Origin of the sequence: Polynucleobacter sp. JS-JIR-II-c23, from assembly GCF_035011225.1 — a bacterium.
Lineage (GTDB): Bacteria > Pseudomonadota > Gammaproteobacteria > Burkholderiales > Burkholderiaceae > Polynucleobacter.
Genome location: NZ_JAYGQT010000001.1, coordinates 880,091 through 899,450 on the forward strand (window position 1 = coordinate 880,091; position 19,360 = coordinate 899,450).

The following is a 19,360-nucleotide window of genomic DNA, read 5'->3' on the forward strand; positions in this document are numbered from 1 at the left end:
CGCACAAGATGGGTGCGTAAAAGCCAAGCATGCCCGGATTTGGGTAAAACCCGTCAGAAACAGGGCATTTAGCTACCAATCCTTATTTCAGCGGGAATAAGTTGTAGTTGTACCTCATTTGAAAGTTCTTATGCCTAAGCAAACTACCTTGACGATTAGTAGCAAAAATTACTCTTCATGGTCATTGCGCGGTTGGCTGATGCTGAAGCTTTCTGGCCTACCTTTTCAGGAAGTGCAGGTTCATCCGGATGATGTGGATAACCGGGCAGAGCTCCTACTCTTGTCACCTTCCATTCTGGTTCCTCGTTTAGATCATGACGGCTGCAAAGTGTGGGATACCATGGCCATCGGCGAGTATCTGAATGAATTAAATCCTAAAGTCCATTTATTACCCAAGGATCCGGTAGCAAGAGCGCATTGTCGGTCTATCTGTGGCGAGATGCATTCCGGCTTCTCTGCCTTACGCGCATCTTTGCCCATGAATGTCAAAGCAAAGTTTGAATCATTCAAGGTGTGGTCCAAAGCCCAAATCGATATTAATCGTGTTCTAGTCATCTGGCAGGACTGTTTAACAACATATGGTGGGCCTTTCTTATTTGGGAAGGAGCCCACATTAGCTGACGCCATGTTTGCGCCAGTGGTCACAAGATTCTTGACGTATCACGTAGAACTTGACAAGGCGAGCAGGGATTACTGCGCGCACATCATGGCGATGCCTGAGATGAAGGAATGGGTGATGGGCGCCCTCGAAGAACCCGATGACATTGAAGAACTTGAAGTGGAGTTTTAAAAATGAACGCACCCGTAAAATTTAAAAGTGATACCGAGTTTTCTCATGTAAAACCTGCCGATACTCAGTTTTTACCAGGCGGCCTCAGGGATTTTTTTCTCTATAAAGATTTGGGTGTCGCCAAGGCAACCAAAGGTAAGGTCATTGCCCATCTCGTGAAGGCCAATAAACCCCCAGAGAATGGTACCGGCTGGCACTATCACGTAGCAGAGTTCCAGATTGTCATCATGACCAAAGGCTGGGCTAAGTTTATGTATGAAGATAAGGCTACCTTGGTTGAGGCGGGTGATGTTGTTCATCAAATGCCGGGCATCACCCATTTCCTCTTCGACTATTCACCCGATATGGAATATCTCGAGATAGTGGGCCCTGCGGACTTTGAAACTATCCCAGTTTCGGTTGCTCCAGCCGAAGTCCCGGGGGTCACTCCATGGAGGTAGTCAAAAACAATCCGCTGGCATCAGACTTTGCGGTCTTGTTTCAGCGGATTATGACGATTGCTGAGGAGCTCGATGGCATGAAGAGTTACTACCGTGAGCTTTTTCAAAAGATAGAGGCTGGCAAAGTTGCTTCAGACGACGAAGAGTTGCCCGATCTTCTCAAAACTTTTAATGTTGTTGGTTTCGTGAATTTATCCATCGTTGCAGCACGTGCAGCACAAACCGCAGCCATTATTGCCAATGATGTGTCTTTGAGTAGGATATTTGACCCAGCACTCAAAACCACAGAGCGAGCATTGCGTCATATAGAAAGCGGTGCCCATAGATGATGTACAAAGCTTATCAAACCTTTGCTAATTTGCATAATCCGGTTCGGATGTTTGCAAAAGCGTCAGAGCGCGTCTCTACTAATTGGTTTGGAAACTTTTCCCTAAATCCTATGCAGCGATTAGCCGCACACTATGAGCAGATTTCTTTGCTTGGGTTTACGCATACAAGACCTGATTTTAAAATCCAATCTGTCATAAATTCATTTGGGGTAGAGCAGCCTGTTACAGAGGAGTTAATTTACTCAACGCATTTTTGTAACTTGATTCGATTCTCAAAGCCCAATATTTCTGGGCAGCCTAAAATCCTCTTGGTTGCTCCAATGTCGGGACACTTTGCTACTTTGTTAGCGGGAACCATTAAGACACTTCTAACTGATCATGAAGTTTATGTAACCGATTGGTTGAACATTCGCGATATTCCATTAAGTTTTGGTGACTTTGACTTTGATGCTTATGTCGAGCACATCATTAACTTCTTGCAAGTGATTGGACCTCAAACCCACCTGATGGCGGTATGTCAGCCGACGGTAGCTTGCTTGGCAGCTACAGCCATCATGTCAGAAGACAAGAGTCCCTATGTACCGGCAAGCTTGACCTTGATGGCTGGGCCGATTGATGTCAGTCAAAGCCCAACAAAGGTCAATGAATTAGCCACCAGTAAACCCATGTCTTGGTTTGAAGAAAAGCTCATCGGCGTTATACCCAATCAGTTCAATGGCGCTGGTCGCAAAGTCTATCCAGGTTTCTTGCAGCTTATGGCATTTATGAGTATGAACCCTGATCGCCACGCAGAGTCTTTCAGAAAGCTATATGAATATCGCGTCAATGGCGACGATGAGAAGGCGGATGTGATTCATGATTTTTACGAAGAGTATTTTGCAATCATGGATTTGTCAGGACCTTTCTACTTAGAAACCATTAAAAAAGTATTTATGGATCGCGATCTAGCTAATGGAACTTTGACATACCAAGGTAGATTGGTGAATCCAAAGCTGATTAAGAAAACATTTTTGCTCACGGTGGAAGGGGAGCGAGATGATATCTGTGGCATTGGACAAACTTTAGCGGCGCAAGATCTCTGTTCTGGCTTACCTGGATACAGGAAGTCTCATCATCTCCAAGCGGGCGTCGGCCATTACGGGGTATTTAATGGCAAGCGCTGGGAAAGCCAGATTTATCCAGTAGTTCGTAACCACATTCAGTCAGCACTTTAATCAGGGGGGGAAAAATGGTCGTCTATATCACTCGCAATATCGTTGCCAGAATGCGTCGTAATGATGGCACGGATAATGGTTGTAGACCTCTAAACCCCGGAAAGTATGAGGCTAACAAGACCAACGATGGGGCGCTAGAGATTCTTCAGGATGCTGATGAGCCCGTCTATCTATTGCCCTTTATCTGGTGGGAAAAGATGGAGTTAGGGGATATATTGATTGCGGCTTAGAAAGCAACTTAGAGAAGTCATCGGCTGCACAATCAACAGCACAGGGAGTCATTTAAAATAGCAAGCTCTAAGCGTTAGGTTATGGAGCTTTATGCGCGTTAATTCAGAAGGGGTCTCAGCATCGCGGGTGTATTTACCTGCCGATCAAACTCATCCGAATTTGCTCCAATTCTTTATTGCGCAGTTCCCCCATATTCCAGGAGATGAGTGGGAGCAACGCTTTACAGAAGGTCTCATCCTTGATCAAGACGGTCAGGCCTTGAGCGCAAAGAGTCCTTACCTGCCCAACACCCATCTGTTGTACTTCAGGCGTCTGGCTCGTGAGCCAGAAATTCCATATGAAGAGCAGATCCTTTTTCAAGACGAGCATCTGGTGGTTGCTGACAAACCTCATTTTTTACCAGTGACACCGAGTGGGCTCTATCTACATCAAACTTTGCTAAATCGGCTCAAGAAGAAAACCAATATTCAAACACTCAGCCCCATTCATCGGATTGATCGAGATACCGCAGGTTTAGTGATCTTTTCGGTTAACCCAACTGAGCGAGCGCAATATCAAAATCTATTTAGAGATAGGGTGGTGATAAAAGTATATGAAGCCATTGCACCTTATTCGGAAGAGTTAAACAAGCAGTTGCCATTGACTTATCAAAGCCGCATAGAAGAGTCTGAGCACTTCTTACAAATGCAAGAAGTTGCAGGTGAACCAAACACGGATACCTTGATAGAGCTCATAGAAGCAAAACAGCCGTGGGCTAAATACAGACTTACTCCCGGCAGTGGAAAGAAGCATCAGTTACGCTGTCACCTCAATGCCCTCAGCATTCCGATAAAGCACGACCAGATCTATCCCGTTCTTACGCCTTACCAAGAATATGACCTAGACTTCTCTAAGCCATTGCAGTTGCTGGCAAAGGAAGTTGCTTTTATTGATCCTTTGGATGGAGTAAAAAGAGTCTTCAATAGCCGTCAAGAGCTAACGCTTTAGTTCTTTAGGCCCTTGAATTTATAGCTAAAAAATGCGGTTTGCACCAAATATAGGCATAAAAACTAGTAAAGTATTAGCCCTTGGGCTAACATGCAACCCATGTTGTCCAAACCTCGTTACCGCTGGCTATTAAATCGCTTAAGGCACCAGCCAGCCGGCTTGGAAGAGTGCAGTCCTGATCTAATTGTGGAGTATGCAAAAGCTACTGGTGCAAAAGTCCTTTACCGCTCCAACGAATATCCACGTTGCCCTCAGCTAAGCCGTGACTTTGAAAAGCTGGTGAAGCATAAATTAGCGGTTCGTAAGAGATCATTTTTATATGATCTCAATGGATTTATGGTGACTCCACGCGCTACCCATGTGTATCGCCTAACACCTGTGGCTGCAAACTCACTTACTTGGGTTGATAGGGGGTGATGCTGATGAATGGAGTAGATAGTCTCTTTGGTATCAAGCCAAAAATAGCAGTGCAGCTTGGGTTTGCCTTGTTATTTATGATTTTGTTGATCGATGTCCTATCGCCCGATGATTACCGATTTGTTTTGCTCTACTTATTTCCAGCGGCAATCATTGCGCTAAATGCAAAGTCAATGAAGGTAGTTATTGCAGCCCTGCTTATTGCAACCTTATTCGAAAATTATTTTCTCCTTAGGGAGGATTATTTTGCCCTCTACCAAGCAAAGATAGAGGTGCTTAATTTCCTTATACGTTTTCTGGCAACCTTATTAATCATTTGGCTTGCCAGGTCACTCAGGCGAAGTCAGTTGCGTGTAAATCTGCTGGCAAATACAGATTCATTAACAGGCTTATGGAATAGACGCTGGGCACGAATTCTGATAGAGCAGGCCATTGCAAAACTTGAAGAGTCTCGAGAAATATTTTCTGTAGCGCTAATTGACGTAAATGACTTTAAGAAAGTAAATGATCTTCAAGGGCATTTGGTCGGTGATCAGGTTCTGACGAAAATTGCACACACCATGATGAAGTTTTCATCTACTGGGGCCACATTTTTTCGATTGGGTGGGGATGAGTTTCTGGTAGTTTCCCCAAAAACAAATGAAGCGCAGATGAAACAGTTGTGCGGTGATATTGTGACTACAGTGAATCAAGTAATGAAAGACTCGGGCTATCCGGTTACCTTAAGCATCGGTATGGCAACTTATATTGACGCTCCTAAGTCCGTATCAGAGATACTGCATCAAGTGGATCTAGAGATGTATCGCCATAAAACCGCACTGAGAAGTTCTCAGTAAACTTTTTATTGAGGTAATTTCGGGCTTAGCTTTTTAGTGCGCTGAAGCTTTGGGCCTGGGATCGGTGCCAATACAGCTCAAATACTCTGGGTAAGTTCAGGCTTGGATCAATATGCTCTGCATTGAGCAGCAGCCCAGCAGGCATCTCAGGCAGCAGGAAAGATAAAAGGCGCACTTCATGCTTGTTTATGCGTCGAATGATGTGAGGGGCATCAATCTCACCGGGATGATGTAATCCAGCGGCTTCCACCAGTTCTTTGAGAGTCTTAAGCGTTTCATTATGGAAGTTGTATACACGCTCAGCTTTATTGGGGACAACTAAGGCTTTCTGACGCAATGGATCCTGTGTGGTGACGCCAGTAGGACAGTTGCCTGTATTGCAAACCTGAGCTTGAATACAGCCAACTGAGAACATGAAGCCGCGAGCACTATTGCACCAATCGGCACCTAATGCAAAAGCCACAGCCATATCAAAAGCGCTAATAATTTTCCCTGCACAACCAATCTTGATTTGATCTCGTAAATTTGCGCCCATCAGGGTGTTATGAACTAGGCGAAGACCTTCTTGAAGTGGAGTCCCCACATGATTAGTGAACTCTACTGGTGATGCACCAGTGCCACCTTCAGAGCCATCCACCACGATAAAGTCGGGATGAATACCGGTCTCTAACATTGCTTTAACTATGCCAAACCATTCCCAAGGGTGGCCTACGCAGAACTTAAAACCAACCGGCTTGCCGCCAGAAAGATCACGCAATTTTTTTACAAAGTGAATGAGTTCAAGCGGGGTAGAGAAGGCGCTATGAGAAGCGGGAGAGATACAAGCTTCACCTTCCTTAACACCACGTGCTGCCGCGATCTCGGCGGTTACCTTCGAGCCAGGCAGAATGCCGCCATGGCCAGGCTTAGCCCCTTGGCTTAGTTTGATCTCGATCATTTTGACCTGAGGATCTAAGGCATTCTCAGTATATTTTTCTGCATTAAAGCTGCCATCTGGATTGCGGCAACCAAAATAGCCAGAGCCAATTTCCCAGATGAGGTCGCCACCATGGACGCGATGATATTGCGAGATCGAGCCTTCGCCAGTGTCATGGGCGAAGCCACCTTTTTTAGCGCCAAGATTTAATGCCATGATGGCATTTGCACTCAGTGAGCCAAAGCTCATTGCGGAGATATTAAAAATGCTGGCTGAATACTTTTGCTTGCAATCTTTACCGCCAATGTCTATTCGAAAATCATGACTAGGCAAATGCGTAGGGGCAAATGATTGATTCATCCACTGGTAGCCAGGCGCCATTACATCTAGAGTGGTACCGAACGGAATTTGATCAGGCACGGCCTTGGCTCGTGAATAGACTAAGGTGCGCTGTTCTTTTGAGAAAGGGGTCTCATCATTGTCACCCTCAATAAAGTATTGCCGAATTTCTGGACGGATGAATTCCAACATGAAGCGTAAATGGCCAATAACAGGGTAATTGCGCAAAATGGCTATCTTGGTTTGGAGAACGTCGTAGATACCGACTAAGGTTAAAAAACCAAATAATAGTAAGAAGCGATATGCTTGTTGATGAAGCTCTATAGTGGCGAAGCTAGCGACTGCACCAATAATGCAAAGCCCAAAGGGAATATATCGAATAGGGATGAGTTTATTAGGTGAGAGGGCCATAGTGAGCTTAAATGTGATGAGTTTCAGTATACGAATTTAATACTAATTAAATATTTTGACCTAAATCAAGCTCTCTGATGATTCTCCGGCTTGGCAGGAGTATTCTCAAAGGGTAGTCAATATCAATAATAGGAAGAATATGTCATTAAATCATGCGGTAATCTGGATCGACCATAAAGAAGCTCACGTCATGTTTTTGAGTCAAGAGGCTAGCGAGGCTGAAGTGATTCGCAGCAAAACTACTCACGCTCATTTGCATCACAAAGCAAACGAAGTCGGCAGTGGCAAGCTAGCTTTAGATCATAAGTACCTGCATTCAGTGATTAATGCTGTGAATGAATCCAAAGAAATTTTGATCCTTGGCCCTGGCTCCGCAAAATTAGAACTCATTAAGCATGCGCATAAGCATGACGCAGCGATTGCAGAAAGGATTGTTGGCGTAGAGACTGTTGATCATCCTACTGATAAAGAAATTCTTGCGTATGCACGTAAGTTTTTCTATAAAGTAGATCAGATGTTGTAAATCTTGATTTCATAGGACGACACAAATGACTAAAGAAGTAAATAAAGAAGCTTTAGGCCCAGATGGGCTCCCAGGACATGATTACTTTCTGGATGCTGTAAATCATATTGATGAGGCTGTAGCAAACAATACGATTGCTGCTGGGGCTGCCAAGGGTTTGGTTTTTAGCTTGGTTGAAACTCTAGGTGCTATGGTTGGTGATCCTGATTTGCCGAATCATTTGAAGTCTGGCTATATGGGCGCCTTGGATCTCGCGGTTGAGTTGGAGGCTAAGCTCGCTAAATTGCGTTAACCAAGTAGATTCTTTGTTTTGCAGTAAGGGCAGCTTCGGTTGCCCTTATGCATTTAAAATGACGGTCAATTGTTATTTAACCGAAGTTCATGACCAATACTCCAAAGAAACGTTTAGCAGTAGCGCCCATGATGGAGTGGACGGACCGCCATTGCCGTTCTTTTCATCGCACTCTTACTAAAGAGGCTGTTCTTTATACGGAGATGGTCACTTCTGGCGCGCTCATGCATGGGGATGTGCCACGACATTTAGATTATTCACAAGAGCAACATCCCGTCGTTTTGCAATTAGGGGGCTCAGAGCCCAGCGACTTAGCAAAGTCTGCCGAACTAGCGCAGCAGTGGGGCTACGATGAAATCGATCTCAACTGCGGTTGCCCCTCAGAGCGGGTGCAGCGTGGTGCTTTTGGTGCTTGCTTAATGGCTGAGCCTAATTTAGTTGCAGACTGTGTGCGCTCTATGAGGGGAGCGGTTGATATTCCGATCTCCGTAAAGCATCGTCTGGGCTTGGACTCGATGGATGCCGCAAATTCTGAAGCTGATTACCAATTTGCGCTGAGCTTTATTCTTGCTGTTGCCGATGCTGGTGCCAGTCAGGTAACCATTCATGCACGTAATGCAGTGCTTAAAGGTTTATCGCCAAAAGAGAATCGCAGCAAACCACCGTTGCGTTATGAAGTAGCTGCAAAGCTCAGAGTAGATGCGCAGAAGCAATTTCCGAATCTCAAAGTATTGCTTAATGGTGGTTTGGAAACTAATGAACAAATTGCTGGCCACTGGGATGACTTTGATGGTTTCATGGTGGGAAGGGCTGCATATCATTTTCCTGCGTTGCTCTTAGGTTGGGATGACATGATCAACACGGATGGTGATGCTGCTGGATATCTTTTTAGTGAAACCGAGTGGCACCGCATTCAGATTGCCTTGGTTAAACAAGTGCAAGCTTGGTTTGATGAGTGCCAAGTCAAAGGCAAGCCTTTTTATATTGGGGCTTTTACAAGACATATCCTCGGCTTGGCTCATGGCCGGGCGGGATCACGGTATTGGCGTCAACGTCTCTCAGATCATCACGCCTTGGCCAAAGTTCAGAGCAAGGCCGCCATCTTGGATTTCTTTATCGATGCGAGCTTATGTCTTGGGGATTGGGCAGCTTTTGAGTTCGAAAGCGCCTAGGAACAGGCCTTGAAGGGGTGTTTTTGACAGTATTTTGAGCAAAAAGCTATAATCTAGGTCTTCAGTGGCGGACGTAGCTCAGTTGGTAGAGTCCCAGATTGTGATTCTGGTTGTCGCGGGTTCGAGCCCCGTCGTTCGCCCCACAGCATTAAAGTAAAAAAGCTCCTCAACGGGAGCTTTTTTACTTTTCGCTACCCATATCTCTTTTGCTCTTATCTCTTACCTCTGGCCGATCTAGCTGATTCAGCGGCAAGGTTAGACATTTTTACAGCTTCGGCGGCGGCCATAGCTGCGCGCTTAGTGGCTTCAGCAGCTTCAGCTGAGGCCAATATGGAGGACTCCTCGGCTTGATGGGCAACAGCTGCAGCGGCTGCAGCGGCAGCAGCAGAGGCAGCAGCAGCGGCTTCAATGGCAGCTTCGGCAGAGGCAGCAGCGGCATCGGCAGCCGCCTCTGCGGCATCCACCACCGCTTCTGATGCGGCTAGCTTGGCTGCAGTTGCGCAATTCTTGGCTGAGAGGGAGGCTTTTTCAGCAGATATGGCAGCTCTCTTAGCAGCTTCAAGTGCGCTCGAGGTCAAAGCCTTGAGGGTATCTATCGCATCAGCGTAGCGAGCATTAACGGTGATGTATCCCTGACGTAGGTTGCTCACCTCGGTTTCCAGGCCGATCAGCTTTGCATAGATTTTTTCAATATCTTCTTTCATATTCCCTTGTCAGTAGTTTACGTTTTCATACTCTGCCTATTTATTAGTAATTGCAAGCCTTTTAGGGCGATTTAGAGCCATAATAAAAACATGAAAACAAAGCCTATAAATCAGCATAACTTATCTTCTGATTTAGCCATTCGTGACGAGTTAGAAAAGCGAGGCTGGGCTTTGTCTGCACTTTCAGAGGCTGCTGCTGCGCTAGCACGTGCTAATTCAACTGAGTTATTGATTCAAGAAGTTTGTCAGGCGATTGCTGCACAAGGCCCATACGTTCTGGCTTGGGTAGGGCAAGCTCAGGGCGATGCCTTCAAGACCGTCAAAGTAGTTGGAGCTGCTGGGGTTGCCTCTGGTTATATTAAAGATATTGTAGTGAGCTGGTCCAATGCTGAAGTAACTGGACGCGGACCTGCAGGTAGTTGCATTCGAAACAATAAAACGAGCGTAGTTATCGATGGTGAAATCGATCCTGGGTTTGTTGCTTGGCGCGAGCGTGCCAATGAGTTTGGCATTCGTTCAGCAATCGGTTGTCCAATTCCTGATGGTATTACTGGGATGCCCTTTGGTGTACTGATGGTGTATTCGAAAGTTCCGAATACATTTGGAGCTTCTGAAGTTCAGTTATTTGAAAGTCTTGCCAAAGAAATTGGATTTGGACTGCGCTCCATTGAACGTCAACATAAGTTAGATGACCAAATTCATGAAAAAGAACTAACGCAAGAACGCCTGGCAACTGCATTACGCGCAACTATTGAGGCTATGTCCAAAACCATGGAGTGGCGCGATCCCTATACTGCCGGTCATCAAAAGAGGGTAGCCAGTATTGCGATGGCTATTGGCCGTCAATTAGGTTGGGACAATGAGCGTATTCAGGCTATCTATATGGCAGCAATGGTGCATGACATTGGCAAGATGGCAGTACCATCAGAAATTTTGACCAAGCCCTCACGATTGACTGACCTGGAAATGCAAATGGTGCAAGGGCACGTAGAGGCTGGCTATCAAATTCTGAAAGATATCCCATTTCCCTGGCCAATCGCCGATATGGTGCGCCAACATCATGAGCGTTTAGATGGCAGTGGTTATCCGCTGGGTTTAAAAGATGAACAGATAAGCCAGGAGGGAAGGGTATTGGCCGTAGCCGATACGATCGAAGCAATGGCAACTCATAGGCCCTATCGCCCCGCTAAGGGATTAAATTCGGCAATGGATGAAATTCAAGCTGAGGCAGGCACCAAGTTAGATGCGAAAGTTGTCGAAGCTGCATTTAAGTTGCTTGAAAATGAAAATGAGCTGCAAAAGATATTAGATACGCATTAACGATGATGATTAAATGGATCGCACTCGGCGCATATTATTTGGCTTTACTTGCGCAAGTTTTTGCAACGATATTTGCGCTCAAGATATTTTTTAAATCAAAAGCGTATCGTCTGGCTAGCGGCGCCTTAGCGCTCGGTTTTGGTTTGATGGTAGGAAGGCGAATTACTCCTCTTCTGCATTTTTATCTAGATGGCTACTACAACCTCTTGGACGCAGCTTTAGCCTTTTCTATTTCAGTACTGCTTTTTTTGGGTCTGATGCAAATCCAAAAAATTATTTTAGAGTTAGAGGAAAAGAATTTTCTACTTGATCACATTTCAAAGACAGATTCATTAACTCAAGCGTTAAGTCGATTGGAAACTTTCCATCAAGCAGAATTGGAGATTGAAAGATCTTTGCGTAATGGGGAGCCGGTAGCTTTCCTAATGCTGGATATTGACCACTTTAAAAATATCAATGATGAGTATGGCCATCCGCTAGGCGATATCGTTCTGACAAATCTTGTGAAGCACTGCCAAAAAGAGCTCCGTGTTATTGATATCTTCGGGCGTGTAGGGGGCGAGGAATTCTTCGTTGTTTTGCCAGGGGATGATATTGGGAGTGCTTTTGAGGTCGCTGAGCGCTTGCGTAAAAGGGTGCTCTCCACCCCTTCAGCTCTTGTGGGTGGCAAAGAGATCTTCATATCAATCAGTATCGGCGCTGCTAGTTTCAGCCCCAAAATGGATGGAGAGACCAAGTCCAGTCTGGTTTTAAGGACTTTTTATGCCAAGGCTGACCAGGCCATGTACATGGCCAAGTCTAAAGGCCGGAATCGAACGGAGATTTGGACTCAATAGGCTAATAAAATAGCTTATATTCCTAATAAAATTGATAGTAATGCAAAAAAAGCGAAATATTATTCATGCAACTATCAATGCAATTGATGGTGCCAAAGAGCTCATTCTTCAAAAAGCGGCCCGTAGAGAGTTAATTCTTGTGGTGATTGCCATCGGATTTTTTTGTTATCGCCCAAATGTATATACCGTATTAATAGCTGTTCTATCCCTGGTTTTACTAGCGGTTGAAGCTCTTAATACAGCTATTGAAAAGATCTGCGATCTCATTACCTTGGAAGAGCATCCTGAGATTAAAAAGATCAAAGATCTTGGTGCGGCAGCAGTGATGATTATCGTGCTGGCTATTGTTCTCATCTTTATTCGCTACTTATCACCATTCTTCTGATGAGTAACTTTTTAAGTGCCTTTCATATACATATCATTCCTAGGGGTGATGTGGAGTCACCGGACGAATCATCTCTTCAAGCTATTCGCGAGAACTTGCTTCTTTTGATTGCAAGAATTTGTAAAGATTTTCGCGGTGCACCATTTGAAGAGTCTCGCGGAAAAATCATTTATTCATTTGAGCAAATCAGTTTCGCAGCTCAAGCAGCTATGGCCATTCAAATAGAGGCAGATGCGTTGAATGCAAAAAATCATTCAGACCCTATATGTTTGGCCTCGATTGGGATTGTTGCTCTGATTAACCCATTCACTGGATTCAGGGAGGAGGAGCGCTCGATCCAGCTAGCCTCGTTCATGGCAGAGGCTGCTGGCCCTGGAGAGCTTTATCTATCCGAGGGCGCGCATGATTCCTTAAAAAACCCAGGTTCACTTCTATGTCGCTTTACACGACAGCTACTGAGAACTGGTGAAGATAGAGCCCTCAATGCCTATGAAGTCTTTTGGAATCCAACAGAGGTTGATCCAGGAAGGCTCCATAAAGATCCTAATAGCATCGATTTGGAGCTTCAGCCAATTCGCTCCTTTGGTCTGAAATTGGCTGCCGGAGTTTTGCTACTGTTCTTTGGAGTGCTTTTGCTGACTGTAGGCTGGGAAGCACTTTGGGTCTGGTTTATTGCGGTGGTGAATCGCTAATGTTTATGCGCGATCGTCATTTTAGAATCACTGCAAGCTTATGCATGTTTGCCTTGGGTATTGGCGTCATGATTTACTTCGCCGAGGAATTGCTTAATTTTGGTGGCCAACTCTATTTAGGTTGGGGCTCTTTCTTCATCATCTTCTTAATGTCGAAGGTGAAGTATTTCCGCAATCAACCTTGGCGTTCTTTATTCATTGTTTTAGCGCTCTTTGTTAGTTGCCGTTATATGGCATGGCGTATTTTTGACACCTTAATTTATACCGGTTTCTTTGATTTTATCGGGACCGCTCTATTGTTCCTGGCGGAGCTATATGGCTTCACCTTATTTCTACTAGACATGTTTGTGAACTTCTCGCCAATGTCTAGTGAAATTATTCCCTTATCTAATGACGAGTCCTCCTATCCCTCTGTAGACATCTTTATTCCTACTTACGATGAGTCTGAAACTATTGTTCGCATGACGGTGACGGCTGCGACTCAGATTCAATACCCTAAAGAAAAGCTCAATATTTACATCCTGGACGACGGCGGGACCCATGCCAAGCGTCGCAGCAAGGAAACGGGCCATCAAGCCTGGAGACGCCATTACAACTTAAGAAGACTTGCTAAAGTGTTGGGTGTGCAATACATCACCCGCGATACCAATCAAAAAGCTAAGGCCGGCAATATCAATCATGCTTTGCAGCATAGCAAAGGCGATCTCATTTTAATTTTGGATTGCGATCAAATACCGACCAAAGATATATTGCACAACACAGTGGGGCAGTTTATAAGCGATCCCAAAATGTTCTTGGTGCAAACCCCGCATTTCTTCATCAATGAAACTCCAGTCAATAATGTGATTACTGGCGTTTCTAATCGCCCGGATGAGAGTGAGATGTTTTATCGCAAGATTCAGCCAGCCATGAATTTTTGGAATTCGGCGTTTTTCTGTGGCTCCGCAGCGTTGCTGCGCCGTAAGTACCTCATGGAAGTAGGTGGTATTGCCATTAAAACAATTACGGAAGATTGCGAGACTTCACTTATTCTGCATGCGCATGGCTATAACAGCAGCTATATCAATAAGCCCATGGTCTGCGGCCTTTCCCCAGAGACTCCGTCTGACTATCTAACCCAGCATTCTCGCTGGGCCAAGGGGATGCTCCAGATCTTGATGCATTACAACCCCTTATTTATGCGCGGACTCAGTCTGCCGCAACGTTTGGCCTATTTTTCTTCATCGTATTCTTGGCTTTTTGGATTCGCGCGCTACATCTTTTTCTTGGCGCCTTCAGCATTCTTGATTTTGGGCCTTAATGTTTATTCGGCCAATTGGCATGAGATGGTGGATTTCACAGTTCCTTATGCCTTGAGTATTTTGGTGGTGATCTCTTACTTCTTTGCTGGTTCGCGACAACTTTTCTTCTCAGAAATTTATGAAACTGTGAAAGGTTTTAGGATGATTCGAGAGCTTATGCCAGTTCTCCTAAATCCTTGGAAGCAAAAGTTTCTGGTAACGCCAAAAGGTCTTACTTTAGAAAAAGAGCAGCTCAGCTGGGACGCCTTCCCGTTATTTATCCTGGTAACCATCAACGCTGTTTCTATTCTTATTGCTGCTCTTCGCTGGCATTACGAGCCTATTTGGCATGACAACATTGTCATTACTGCAATATGGTGTTGTATCAATATTTGGTTGGGCTTAATGTCTCTAGGTGCCTTTTGGGAAAAGCGTCAAGTCAGAGCTTATTACCGAATTGGCGGTGGCGGAACGGTCACAGTACTTCGTGGCAATGGCCTACCTTGCATTGAGGCAAATTTGGAGGATGTTTCGGTAAGCGGCATTGGGTTCGTTCTCCCATTCAATACGGACCTGAAAGTTGGCGAATCTATTCAATTGGCCGTGAATGATAGTTATGGAAATCACTATACATTTAGGGCAAAAGTAGTTCGTGTGCAAAAAGAGGCCGACCATTATTTTTGTGGCACACAGTTTGTAGAAGAGCAAATTGGAAGTCCTGGCGCTATTGCTTTTGTATATGGTGATAGTGGTCGTTGGCAGCATATATGGGATGCTAGTGCGGAACTCAAGCATGCAAAACTTCAGCTGTATTTGTTAACGAAGTTGGGGCTTAAGGCCGTACGCGAAAACTCTGCGGGCTACTTTACTTACATCACAAAAAGTCTAGGCACTTTTATCGTGATGTTATTTAATCCCTATTTTTGGTTTTACGCGATCACTGGCCTAGCTAATTGGATTATTTATCTATTCTATTTATTTGTGGTCTACACCATTGGTTTAGTCGACCATGAGCACGCAAGAACCTTTCCTCGTCTGCAGGCTGGTCAAAAGATGACGGTGTATTTTCCTAAGCTAGATGCCACTCTAGAGGGCTGGTTATTTGATATTTCCTTAACCGGTGTTGGCATCAAAGTAACTTTGCCATTTTTGATTGATGACAATGAGCTGATTGAAGTCTTTGTTTCTGGGGTGACACGGGGTCAGCATCGAATGGATTGCATGATTCGCCGGGTGATTAAAGAGGGCGATGAGGTCATTTTGGGCGCCGAATTTATTGTGGATAATAGTAATTTCTTCAAGATCGTGAGCTTCGTGTACGGTCAGGGATCCAAGATGGTATTTTCATTGGCGATTCAGAACTTAAGAAGAATTCTGTCTTATCTCTTTTTTACTGGCGAGTTGTCGGAGGAGCGTAAGAAACTTCCATCCTCTAAGTCCTTGGGTAAATAACTTCTTTGAAAAAAAAAGCCCTTCATCTCTGCCTAGGTTTTGCATTGCTCTCTTCAGTTGGGATAGCGGAGTCCATCTACGCTTCGGATAGCACCCTTAGCAGGCAGGAGATATCAGAGGCTAGAAGGGTATTAACCCAAGCTACGATTCTGCAAAAGAGTGGCAAGTCAGCCGAGGCAAATGCATTTTTAAAAGAGAAGTTCCCAAACGGACCGCCTGCGGGTGATTTGGCGGTGGGTTATTACAAAATTATTGCCAGCTTGCCTGGGGGTTGGAACGAGGCACGCTCAGGATTGGAGGGCTTGGTTCAATCTGACCCAAAAAACTTGCAGTACAGCTTAGCTTTAGATGTCTTATTAGGTTCAAAGCGAGAGACTCGTGATCTTGCGTTTCAGAATTTAGCTGCAACATACAACGTTCGCAAAGTGGATAAGCAGAGAGTCCTTCAAGTCTGGCGAGAGGTACTCAATGCCCAACAAATTGGCCCAGAACTTATCCCTCTTTATGAACAGTACCTAAAGTTAGATCCTCATAACCAAGAAATTACCGGTCGTTGGATTCTGGAGAAAGATGCACTTGAAGAACGTAAACGTATTGCAAGCGACCCTTTGCTCAGACGTCGTCAGGTAGGTTTAGATCTATTGGATAAAGGTGACATCGTAGGTGCAGAGGCGCCTCTACTAGATACCCTTAAGGATAGGCCAAAGGATTATTTGGCATTGGGTGGCATGGGCTTAATCCGGATGAGGCAAGGCAACTATCAAGAAGCTGTTGCTTACTATCAGAAAGCCTTAGCGCTCAATCCTGAAAACAGTGGCAAGTGGAAGAGTTTGATATCCACCAGTCAATATTGGGGTCAAATTCATCAGGCTGAAGATGCCCGGGATAAGAAGAATTACCCCTTGGCGATGGAGAAAATTCGCGCAGCTATTCAATTGGAGCCGCAGGGTGCAGAGGGGATTGCTGTATTGGGCACTATTGAAGCTGAACGTGGAAATAACAAAGAAGCCGAAAAGCAATTCCGAGAAGCCTTAGCCATTGAATCCGATAGCGGCATTGCATTGCGGGGATTGGTTCAGCTATTGATTAATACTGGTAGGCGAGATGATGCCCTGGCATTAATTAATGCGCAGGCACCTGCAAATAGCCCTGCTGGTAAGGGATATGATTATTTGCGTATCAAGATTTTGAGTTCGCAGGCAGATGATTTAGTAAATAAAGGGCAGGGTGAGGCCGCCATTCCCTATCTGCAGAGCGCACTAAAGCTTGATCCACTCAATCCTTGGTTGCGCTTTCAGCTGGCTGGAGTTTATGAGGGTCTGGGCTCGGTCGATAAAGGTTTGGCTGTCATGAAAGAGGGCTTACGACTTGCTCCTAACGATCCTGAGATGACCAATGCGAACGTACTGTTCTTATTGAGTGCAGATAAAACTGAGGAAGCCTTAAGTCTGATGCGCAGCGCGCTGGCTAAACCTTCTTCTGATGCAATATCACTCCGCTTAACCTATGCCAATGTTCTCAATCGCTTGCAGCGTGATGATGAGCTAAGCCCTGTATTGCAGCAGCTTGCCAAAGCCCAGCTATCACCAAGTGATAAGCTGAAATTGACTCAGATAAGACTCGATTTTGATATTCGCCAAGCGCTACAAGCTGGTGACATCCAAAAAGCCATTGTTCTTTTAAAGCAGGCAATAGCGTTAGACAAGGATGAGATTTGGTTGCGTTTAGATTTGGCACGCTTATATGCAAAGCTGCACCGTCCTAAAGAGGGCATTGCAATATTTGATGCCTTTCTAAAAACGCACCCTAATAGTATTGAAGGTTTGTATGCCTATGCTTTGTACTTGTCTGGCCTAGATCAAAATCAACCAGCCCTCAAAGTCTTGGAGCGTATTCCAGCGTCCGAACGTACCCCTAAAATTACGCGCTTCCAAAGAGGCGTTTGGGTTGATTTACAGCTAACTCAGATAAATAGACTCAATGCCCAGGAAAATCATGACAAGGCTATCGCCCAGCTAAGCGTACTTGAGGATGAAGTATCCAACGATCCTGACCTTTCTTCCTTGGTTGCGCTGATGTGGGGCAAGATCGGCAAAGTCGAGCAAGCCAACGCTCTTTTTCAGAAAATTGAGCAGAGCACCCCAAATCTTTCGGTTGAATGGCATTTGCGTTATGCAAACTTTCTTCTGAATAACGATCAGCCAGAGGCATTCCAAAAGGAGATGGCGCTGGTCTCAAATCAAAAGTTAAGTCCAGGTCAAAAACAAGATTACGCTGATCTTCAAGAGGCAGCAGAGCTTAGGGCGATAGGTCAATTCATTCGGTCTGGCGATATTCAAGTTGCTAAAGAAAAGCTACAGCCGCTGATTTCTGCGAAGCCCAATAATTACAAGATGATGTATTTGGATAGTCAGATCCAAAGAAGGGAAGGGTATCTGGATAAGGCGATCGATATTGAACAACGCGCCCTTATTCAATCCCCAGTGCCACTCTCTAGCTACCATAGTATTTCCACACTCAAGCCAGTCGCTAGCGTTTCGGGGGTTTCCGTATTCCAGATTGAGCCACCAATCTTGGAGCCTTCAGCTGTCGCATCTGGAAGCTCATACCAATATAAGCAGATAGCCGACATGATTGACATGCGCACTAATTGGCTTGATTCAGCTGTCGACTATTTATCTCTCAATGGCACCCCAGGGCAGTCTTACTACCGTGCAACGGAGATTCCACTAGAGTGGAAGATGCCAATGCGCGCAGATGAAAGAATGACTTTCCGTGCAGACCAAGTCAATATTAATGCGGGCACCATTGATGCGGGTAACGCATATCAAGTAAGTACTTTTGGTTCGATGGCCGCTTGTAAAACCAACTGCCCAACAACATTTTCAAACCAATCAGCATCAGGCACCGCTCTCAACATTGGCTATGAGAAGCAAAACTTTAAGGCAGATATTGGTACAACCCCATTAGGATTCCTCACCCAAAATTGGATTGGTGGAGTGAAGCAGAAGCTGGATGCAGGTCCTGTTGGTATCTCATTGGAATTGGCGCGCCGTCCCATGACCAGTACTTTGCTTTCATATGCCGGTACTCGTGATCCTGTGACTGGTTCCGTCTGGGGCGGTATGGTTGCGACTGGTGGAACGGTTGGCTTGAGCCTAGATCAGGGTGGTACCTTGGGCGGATGGACTTACTATCGCGCGCGCAGCCTGACGGGTACCAATGTGCAGAGCAATAGCGATAACCAATTTATGGCTGGTCTGAACTGGCGTATCGTCAATGAAACTGATCGTCAGCTCTCTAGCGGTCTCACGGGTATGCTCTGGGGCTTCAAAAGAAACGCTGGAGAGTTTACCTATGGGCAGGGTGGTTACTACAGTCCGCAAAGCTATCGCTCTGTAACGCTTCCTTTAAATTACGCACAGCGCTTCGCTCGCTTCTCCTATATTGTTGGTGGCTCGGTATCAACCAACTGGTCTCGTACCGATGCGGCACCATACTTTCCTACTAATTCAGAATATCAAGCTACCTCCAATAACGCCACGTATTCAGGAAGCTCTGGACCTGGTAGCGCCTATTCTTTCTTAGCGGCTTGGGAATATCAAGTCACACCATCAGTCTTTGTTGGTAATCGCTTAAAGTTAGAGCGTTCGCCTTACTATGCTCCAAATAGTTTGGTGCTGTACATCCGGATTGCGCTTGATGGTACTGCGCCAAACCCTGTACCTTTGCAAACACAGCCGGTAATCCCGACGTCCCGCTTTTAATGAATTTTAGATAATGAACAAATCTAT

The 19,360-nt window shown here is 45.3% G+C and carries 19 protein-coding genes and 1 tRNA gene; 18 read left to right on the forward strand and 2 right to left on the reverse strand.

Translation table 11 applies throughout. From position 1 onward, the window contains the following. Positions 1 to 130 precede the first annotated feature (130 nt). From VC159_RS04535 to VC159_RS04570, 8 genes are all read left to right on the forward strand, one after another. On the forward strand, positions 131 to 790 hold the full coding sequence (locus VC159_RS04535; RefSeq protein ID WP_323472878.1) for a glutathione S-transferase family protein: 660 nt from the start codon (positions 131 to 133) through the stop codon (positions 788 to 790). 2 nt (positions 791 to 792) lie between these two features. Continuing rightward, positions 793 to 1,230, forward strand: coding sequence for a cupin domain-containing protein (locus VC159_RS04540; protein ID WP_323472879.1), 438 nt, complete (start codon positions 793 to 795; stop codon positions 1,228 to 1,230). Then, positions 1,221 to 1,559 (forward strand): hypothetical protein, encoded by a 339-nt coding sequence (locus tag VC159_RS04545; RefSeq protein WP_323472880.1) that lies wholly within the window; start codon positions 1,221 to 1,223, stop codon positions 1,557 to 1,559. The genes VC159_RS04540 and VC159_RS04545 overlap by 10 nt, the downstream gene beginning before the upstream one ends. Then, a complete protein-coding gene (locus VC159_RS04550) occupies positions 1,556 to 2,773 on the forward strand; it encodes a polyhydroxyalkanoate depolymerase (protein ID WP_323472881.1) in 1,218 nt (405 codons plus the stop codon). Before VC159_RS04545 ends, VC159_RS04550 begins: the two co-directional genes overlap by 4 nt. A gap of 14 nt (positions 2,774 to 2,787) precedes the next feature. Continuing rightward, on the forward strand, positions 2,788 to 3,003 hold the full coding sequence (locus tag VC159_RS04555; protein ID WP_323472882.1) for a hypothetical protein: 216 nt from the start codon (positions 2,788 to 2,790) through the stop codon (positions 3,001 to 3,003). A gap of 91 nt (positions 3,004 to 3,094) precedes the next feature. Then, positions 3,095 to 3,991, forward strand: a complete 897-nt coding sequence (locus tag VC159_RS04560) for a pseudouridine synthase (protein ID WP_323472883.1) — start codon at positions 3,095 to 3,097, stop codon at positions 3,989 to 3,991. Between the two features lie 99 nt (positions 3,992 to 4,090). After that, positions 4,091 to 4,408 carry a hypothetical protein gene (locus VC159_RS04565; protein WP_323472884.1) on the forward strand — a complete coding sequence of 106 codons (318 nt, stop codon included), beginning with the start codon at positions 4,091 to 4,093 and terminating at the stop codon, positions 4,406 to 4,408. A 5-nt stretch (positions 4,409 to 4,413) separates the two neighbouring features. Beyond that, complete coding sequence (locus tag VC159_RS04570; protein WP_323472885.1) at positions 4,414 to 5,244, forward strand: GGDEF domain-containing protein; 831 nt, start codon at positions 4,414 to 4,416, stop codon at positions 5,242 to 5,244. Between the two features lie 25 nt (positions 5,245 to 5,269). Here the strand turns inward: VC159_RS04570 and VC159_RS04575 are convergent, their stop codons facing one another. Further along, complete coding sequence (locus tag VC159_RS04575) at positions 5,270 to 6,910, reverse strand: FMN-binding glutamate synthase family protein (protein WP_323472886.1); 1,641 nt, start codon at positions 6,908 to 6,910, stop codon at positions 5,270 to 5,272. A gap of 139 nt (positions 6,911 to 7,049) precedes the next feature. Here VC159_RS04575 and VC159_RS04580 point away from each other — a divergent pair, with 139 nt between their 5' ends. The 4 genes from VC159_RS04580 to VC159_RS04595 all read left to right on the forward strand — a co-directional run bounded on the left by VC159_RS04580 (position 7,050) and on the right by VC159_RS04595 (position 9,040). After that, the gene (locus tag VC159_RS04580) at positions 7,050 to 7,433 is read left to right on the forward strand and encodes a translational machinery protein (protein ID WP_323472887.1); all 384 of its coding nucleotides are present in this window, start codon (positions 7,050 to 7,052) and stop codon (positions 7,431 to 7,433) included. A 25-nt stretch (positions 7,434 to 7,458) separates the two neighbouring features. Next, positions 7,459 to 7,725: a hypothetical protein gene (locus VC159_RS04585; protein ID WP_216189548.1), complete on the forward strand. Its 267-nt coding sequence runs from the start codon at positions 7,459 to 7,461 to the stop codon at positions 7,723 to 7,725. 89 nt (positions 7,726 to 7,814) lie between these two features. Next, positions 7,815 to 8,897, forward strand: a complete 1,083-nt coding sequence (dusA, locus tag VC159_RS04590) for a tRNA dihydrouridine(20/20a) synthase DusA (RefSeq protein WP_323472888.1) — start codon at positions 7,815 to 7,817, stop codon at positions 8,895 to 8,897. A 67-nt stretch (positions 8,898 to 8,964) separates the two neighbouring features. Continuing rightward, positions 8,965 to 9,040: transfer RNA gene (locus VC159_RS04595), tRNA-His, on the forward strand. Positions 9,041 to 9,109: 69 nt separating this feature from the next. On the opposite strand, the gene VC159_RS04600 is transcribed toward VC159_RS04595, so the two are convergent. Continuing rightward, complete coding sequence (locus VC159_RS04600) at positions 9,110 to 9,601, reverse strand: hypothetical protein (protein ID WP_215361269.1); 492 nt, start codon at positions 9,599 to 9,601, stop codon at positions 9,110 to 9,112. A 90-nt stretch (positions 9,602 to 9,691) separates the two neighbouring features. On the opposite strand from VC159_RS04600, the gene VC159_RS04605 reads away from it, so the two are divergent. From VC159_RS04605 to VC159_RS04630, 6 genes are read left to right on the forward strand one after another with little or no spacing between them, the layout of a single operon-like run. Then, entirely contained in the window at positions 9,692 to 10,921 is a 1,230-nt protein-coding gene (locus VC159_RS04605) for an HD domain-containing phosphohydrolase (protein ID WP_323472889.1), read from the forward strand. Positions 10,922 to 10,923: 2 nt separating this feature from the next. After that, on the forward strand, positions 10,924 to 11,757 hold the full coding sequence (locus VC159_RS04610; protein ID WP_323472890.1) for a GGDEF domain-containing protein: 834 nt from the start codon (positions 10,924 to 10,926) through the stop codon (positions 11,755 to 11,757). 40 nt (positions 11,758 to 11,797) lie between these two features. Beyond that, a complete protein-coding gene (locus VC159_RS04615) occupies positions 11,798 to 12,142 on the forward strand; it encodes a diacylglycerol kinase (RefSeq protein WP_216122584.1) in 345 nt (114 codons plus the stop codon). Then, positions 12,142 to 12,834, forward strand: a complete 693-nt coding sequence (locus VC159_RS04620; RefSeq protein ID WP_323472891.1) for a hypothetical protein — start codon at positions 12,142 to 12,144, stop codon at positions 12,832 to 12,834. Before VC159_RS04615 ends, VC159_RS04620 begins: the two co-directional genes overlap by 1 nt. Before the next feature lie 5 nt (positions 12,835 to 12,839). Next, positions 12,840 to 15,566 (forward strand): glycosyltransferase family 2 protein, encoded by a 2,727-nt coding sequence (locus VC159_RS04625; protein ID WP_323472892.1) that lies wholly within the window; start codon positions 12,840 to 12,842, stop codon positions 15,564 to 15,566. 5 nt (positions 15,567 to 15,571) lie between these two features. Next, entirely contained in the window at positions 15,572 to 19,333 is a 3,762-nt protein-coding gene (locus tag VC159_RS04630; RefSeq protein ID WP_323472893.1) for a cellulose synthase subunit BcsC-related outer membrane protein, read from the forward strand. Positions 19,334 to 19,360: the final 27 nt, after the last annotated feature.

Coding starts and splice junctions, on each gene's coding strand:
- VC159_RS04535 (WP_323472878.1), top strand. CDS start 131: ATGCCTAAGCAAACTACCTTGACGATTAGTAGCAAAAATTACTCTTCA.
- VC159_RS04540 (WP_323472879.1), top strand. CDS start 793: ATGAACGCACCCGTAAAATTTAAAAGTGATACCGAGTTTTCTCATGTA.
- VC159_RS04545 (WP_323472880.1), top strand. CDS start 1,221: ATGGAGGTAGTCAAAAACAATCCGCTGGCATCAGACTTTGCGGTCTTG.
- VC159_RS04550 (WP_323472881.1), top strand. CDS start 1,556: ATGATGTACAAAGCTTATCAAACCTTTGCTAATTTGCATAATCCGGTT.
- VC159_RS04555 (WP_323472882.1), top strand. CDS start 2,788: ATGGTCGTCTATATCACTCGCAATATCGTTGCCAGAATGCGTCGTAAT.
- VC159_RS04560 (WP_323472883.1), top strand. CDS start 3,095: ATGCGCGTTAATTCAGAAGGGGTCTCAGCATCGCGGGTGTATTTACCT.
- VC159_RS04565 (WP_323472884.1), top strand. CDS start 4,091: ATGTTGTCCAAACCTCGTTACCGCTGGCTATTAAATCGCTTAAGGCAC.
- VC159_RS04570 (WP_323472885.1), top strand. CDS start 4,414: ATGAATGGAGTAGATAGTCTCTTTGGTATCAAGCCAAAAATAGCAGTG.
- VC159_RS04575 (WP_323472886.1), bottom strand. CDS start 6,910: ATGGCCCTCTCACCTAATAAACTCATCCCTATTCGATATATTCCCTTT.
- VC159_RS04580 (WP_323472887.1), top strand. CDS start 7,050: ATGTCATTAAATCATGCGGTAATCTGGATCGACCATAAAGAAGCTCAC.
- VC159_RS04585 (WP_216189548.1), top strand. CDS start 7,459: ATGACTAAAGAAGTAAATAAAGAAGCTTTAGGCCCAGATGGGCTCCCA.
- dusA (WP_323472888.1), top strand. CDS start 7,815: ATGACCAATACTCCAAAGAAACGTTTAGCAGTAGCGCCCATGATGGAG.
- VC159_RS04600 (WP_215361269.1), bottom strand. CDS start 9,601: ATGAAAGAAGATATTGAAAAAATCTATGCAAAGCTGATCGGCCTGGAA.
- VC159_RS04605 (WP_323472889.1), top strand. CDS start 9,692: ATGAAAACAAAGCCTATAAATCAGCATAACTTATCTTCTGATTTAGCC.
- VC159_RS04610 (WP_323472890.1), top strand. CDS start 10,924: ATGATGATTAAATGGATCGCACTCGGCGCATATTATTTGGCTTTACTT.
- VC159_RS04615 (WP_216122584.1), top strand. CDS start 11,798: ATGCAAAAAAAGCGAAATATTATTCATGCAACTATCAATGCAATTGAT.
- VC159_RS04620 (WP_323472891.1), top strand. CDS start 12,142: ATGAGTAACTTTTTAAGTGCCTTTCATATACATATCATTCCTAGGGGT.
- VC159_RS04625 (WP_323472892.1), top strand. CDS start 12,840: ATGCGCGATCGTCATTTTAGAATCACTGCAAGCTTATGCATGTTTGCC.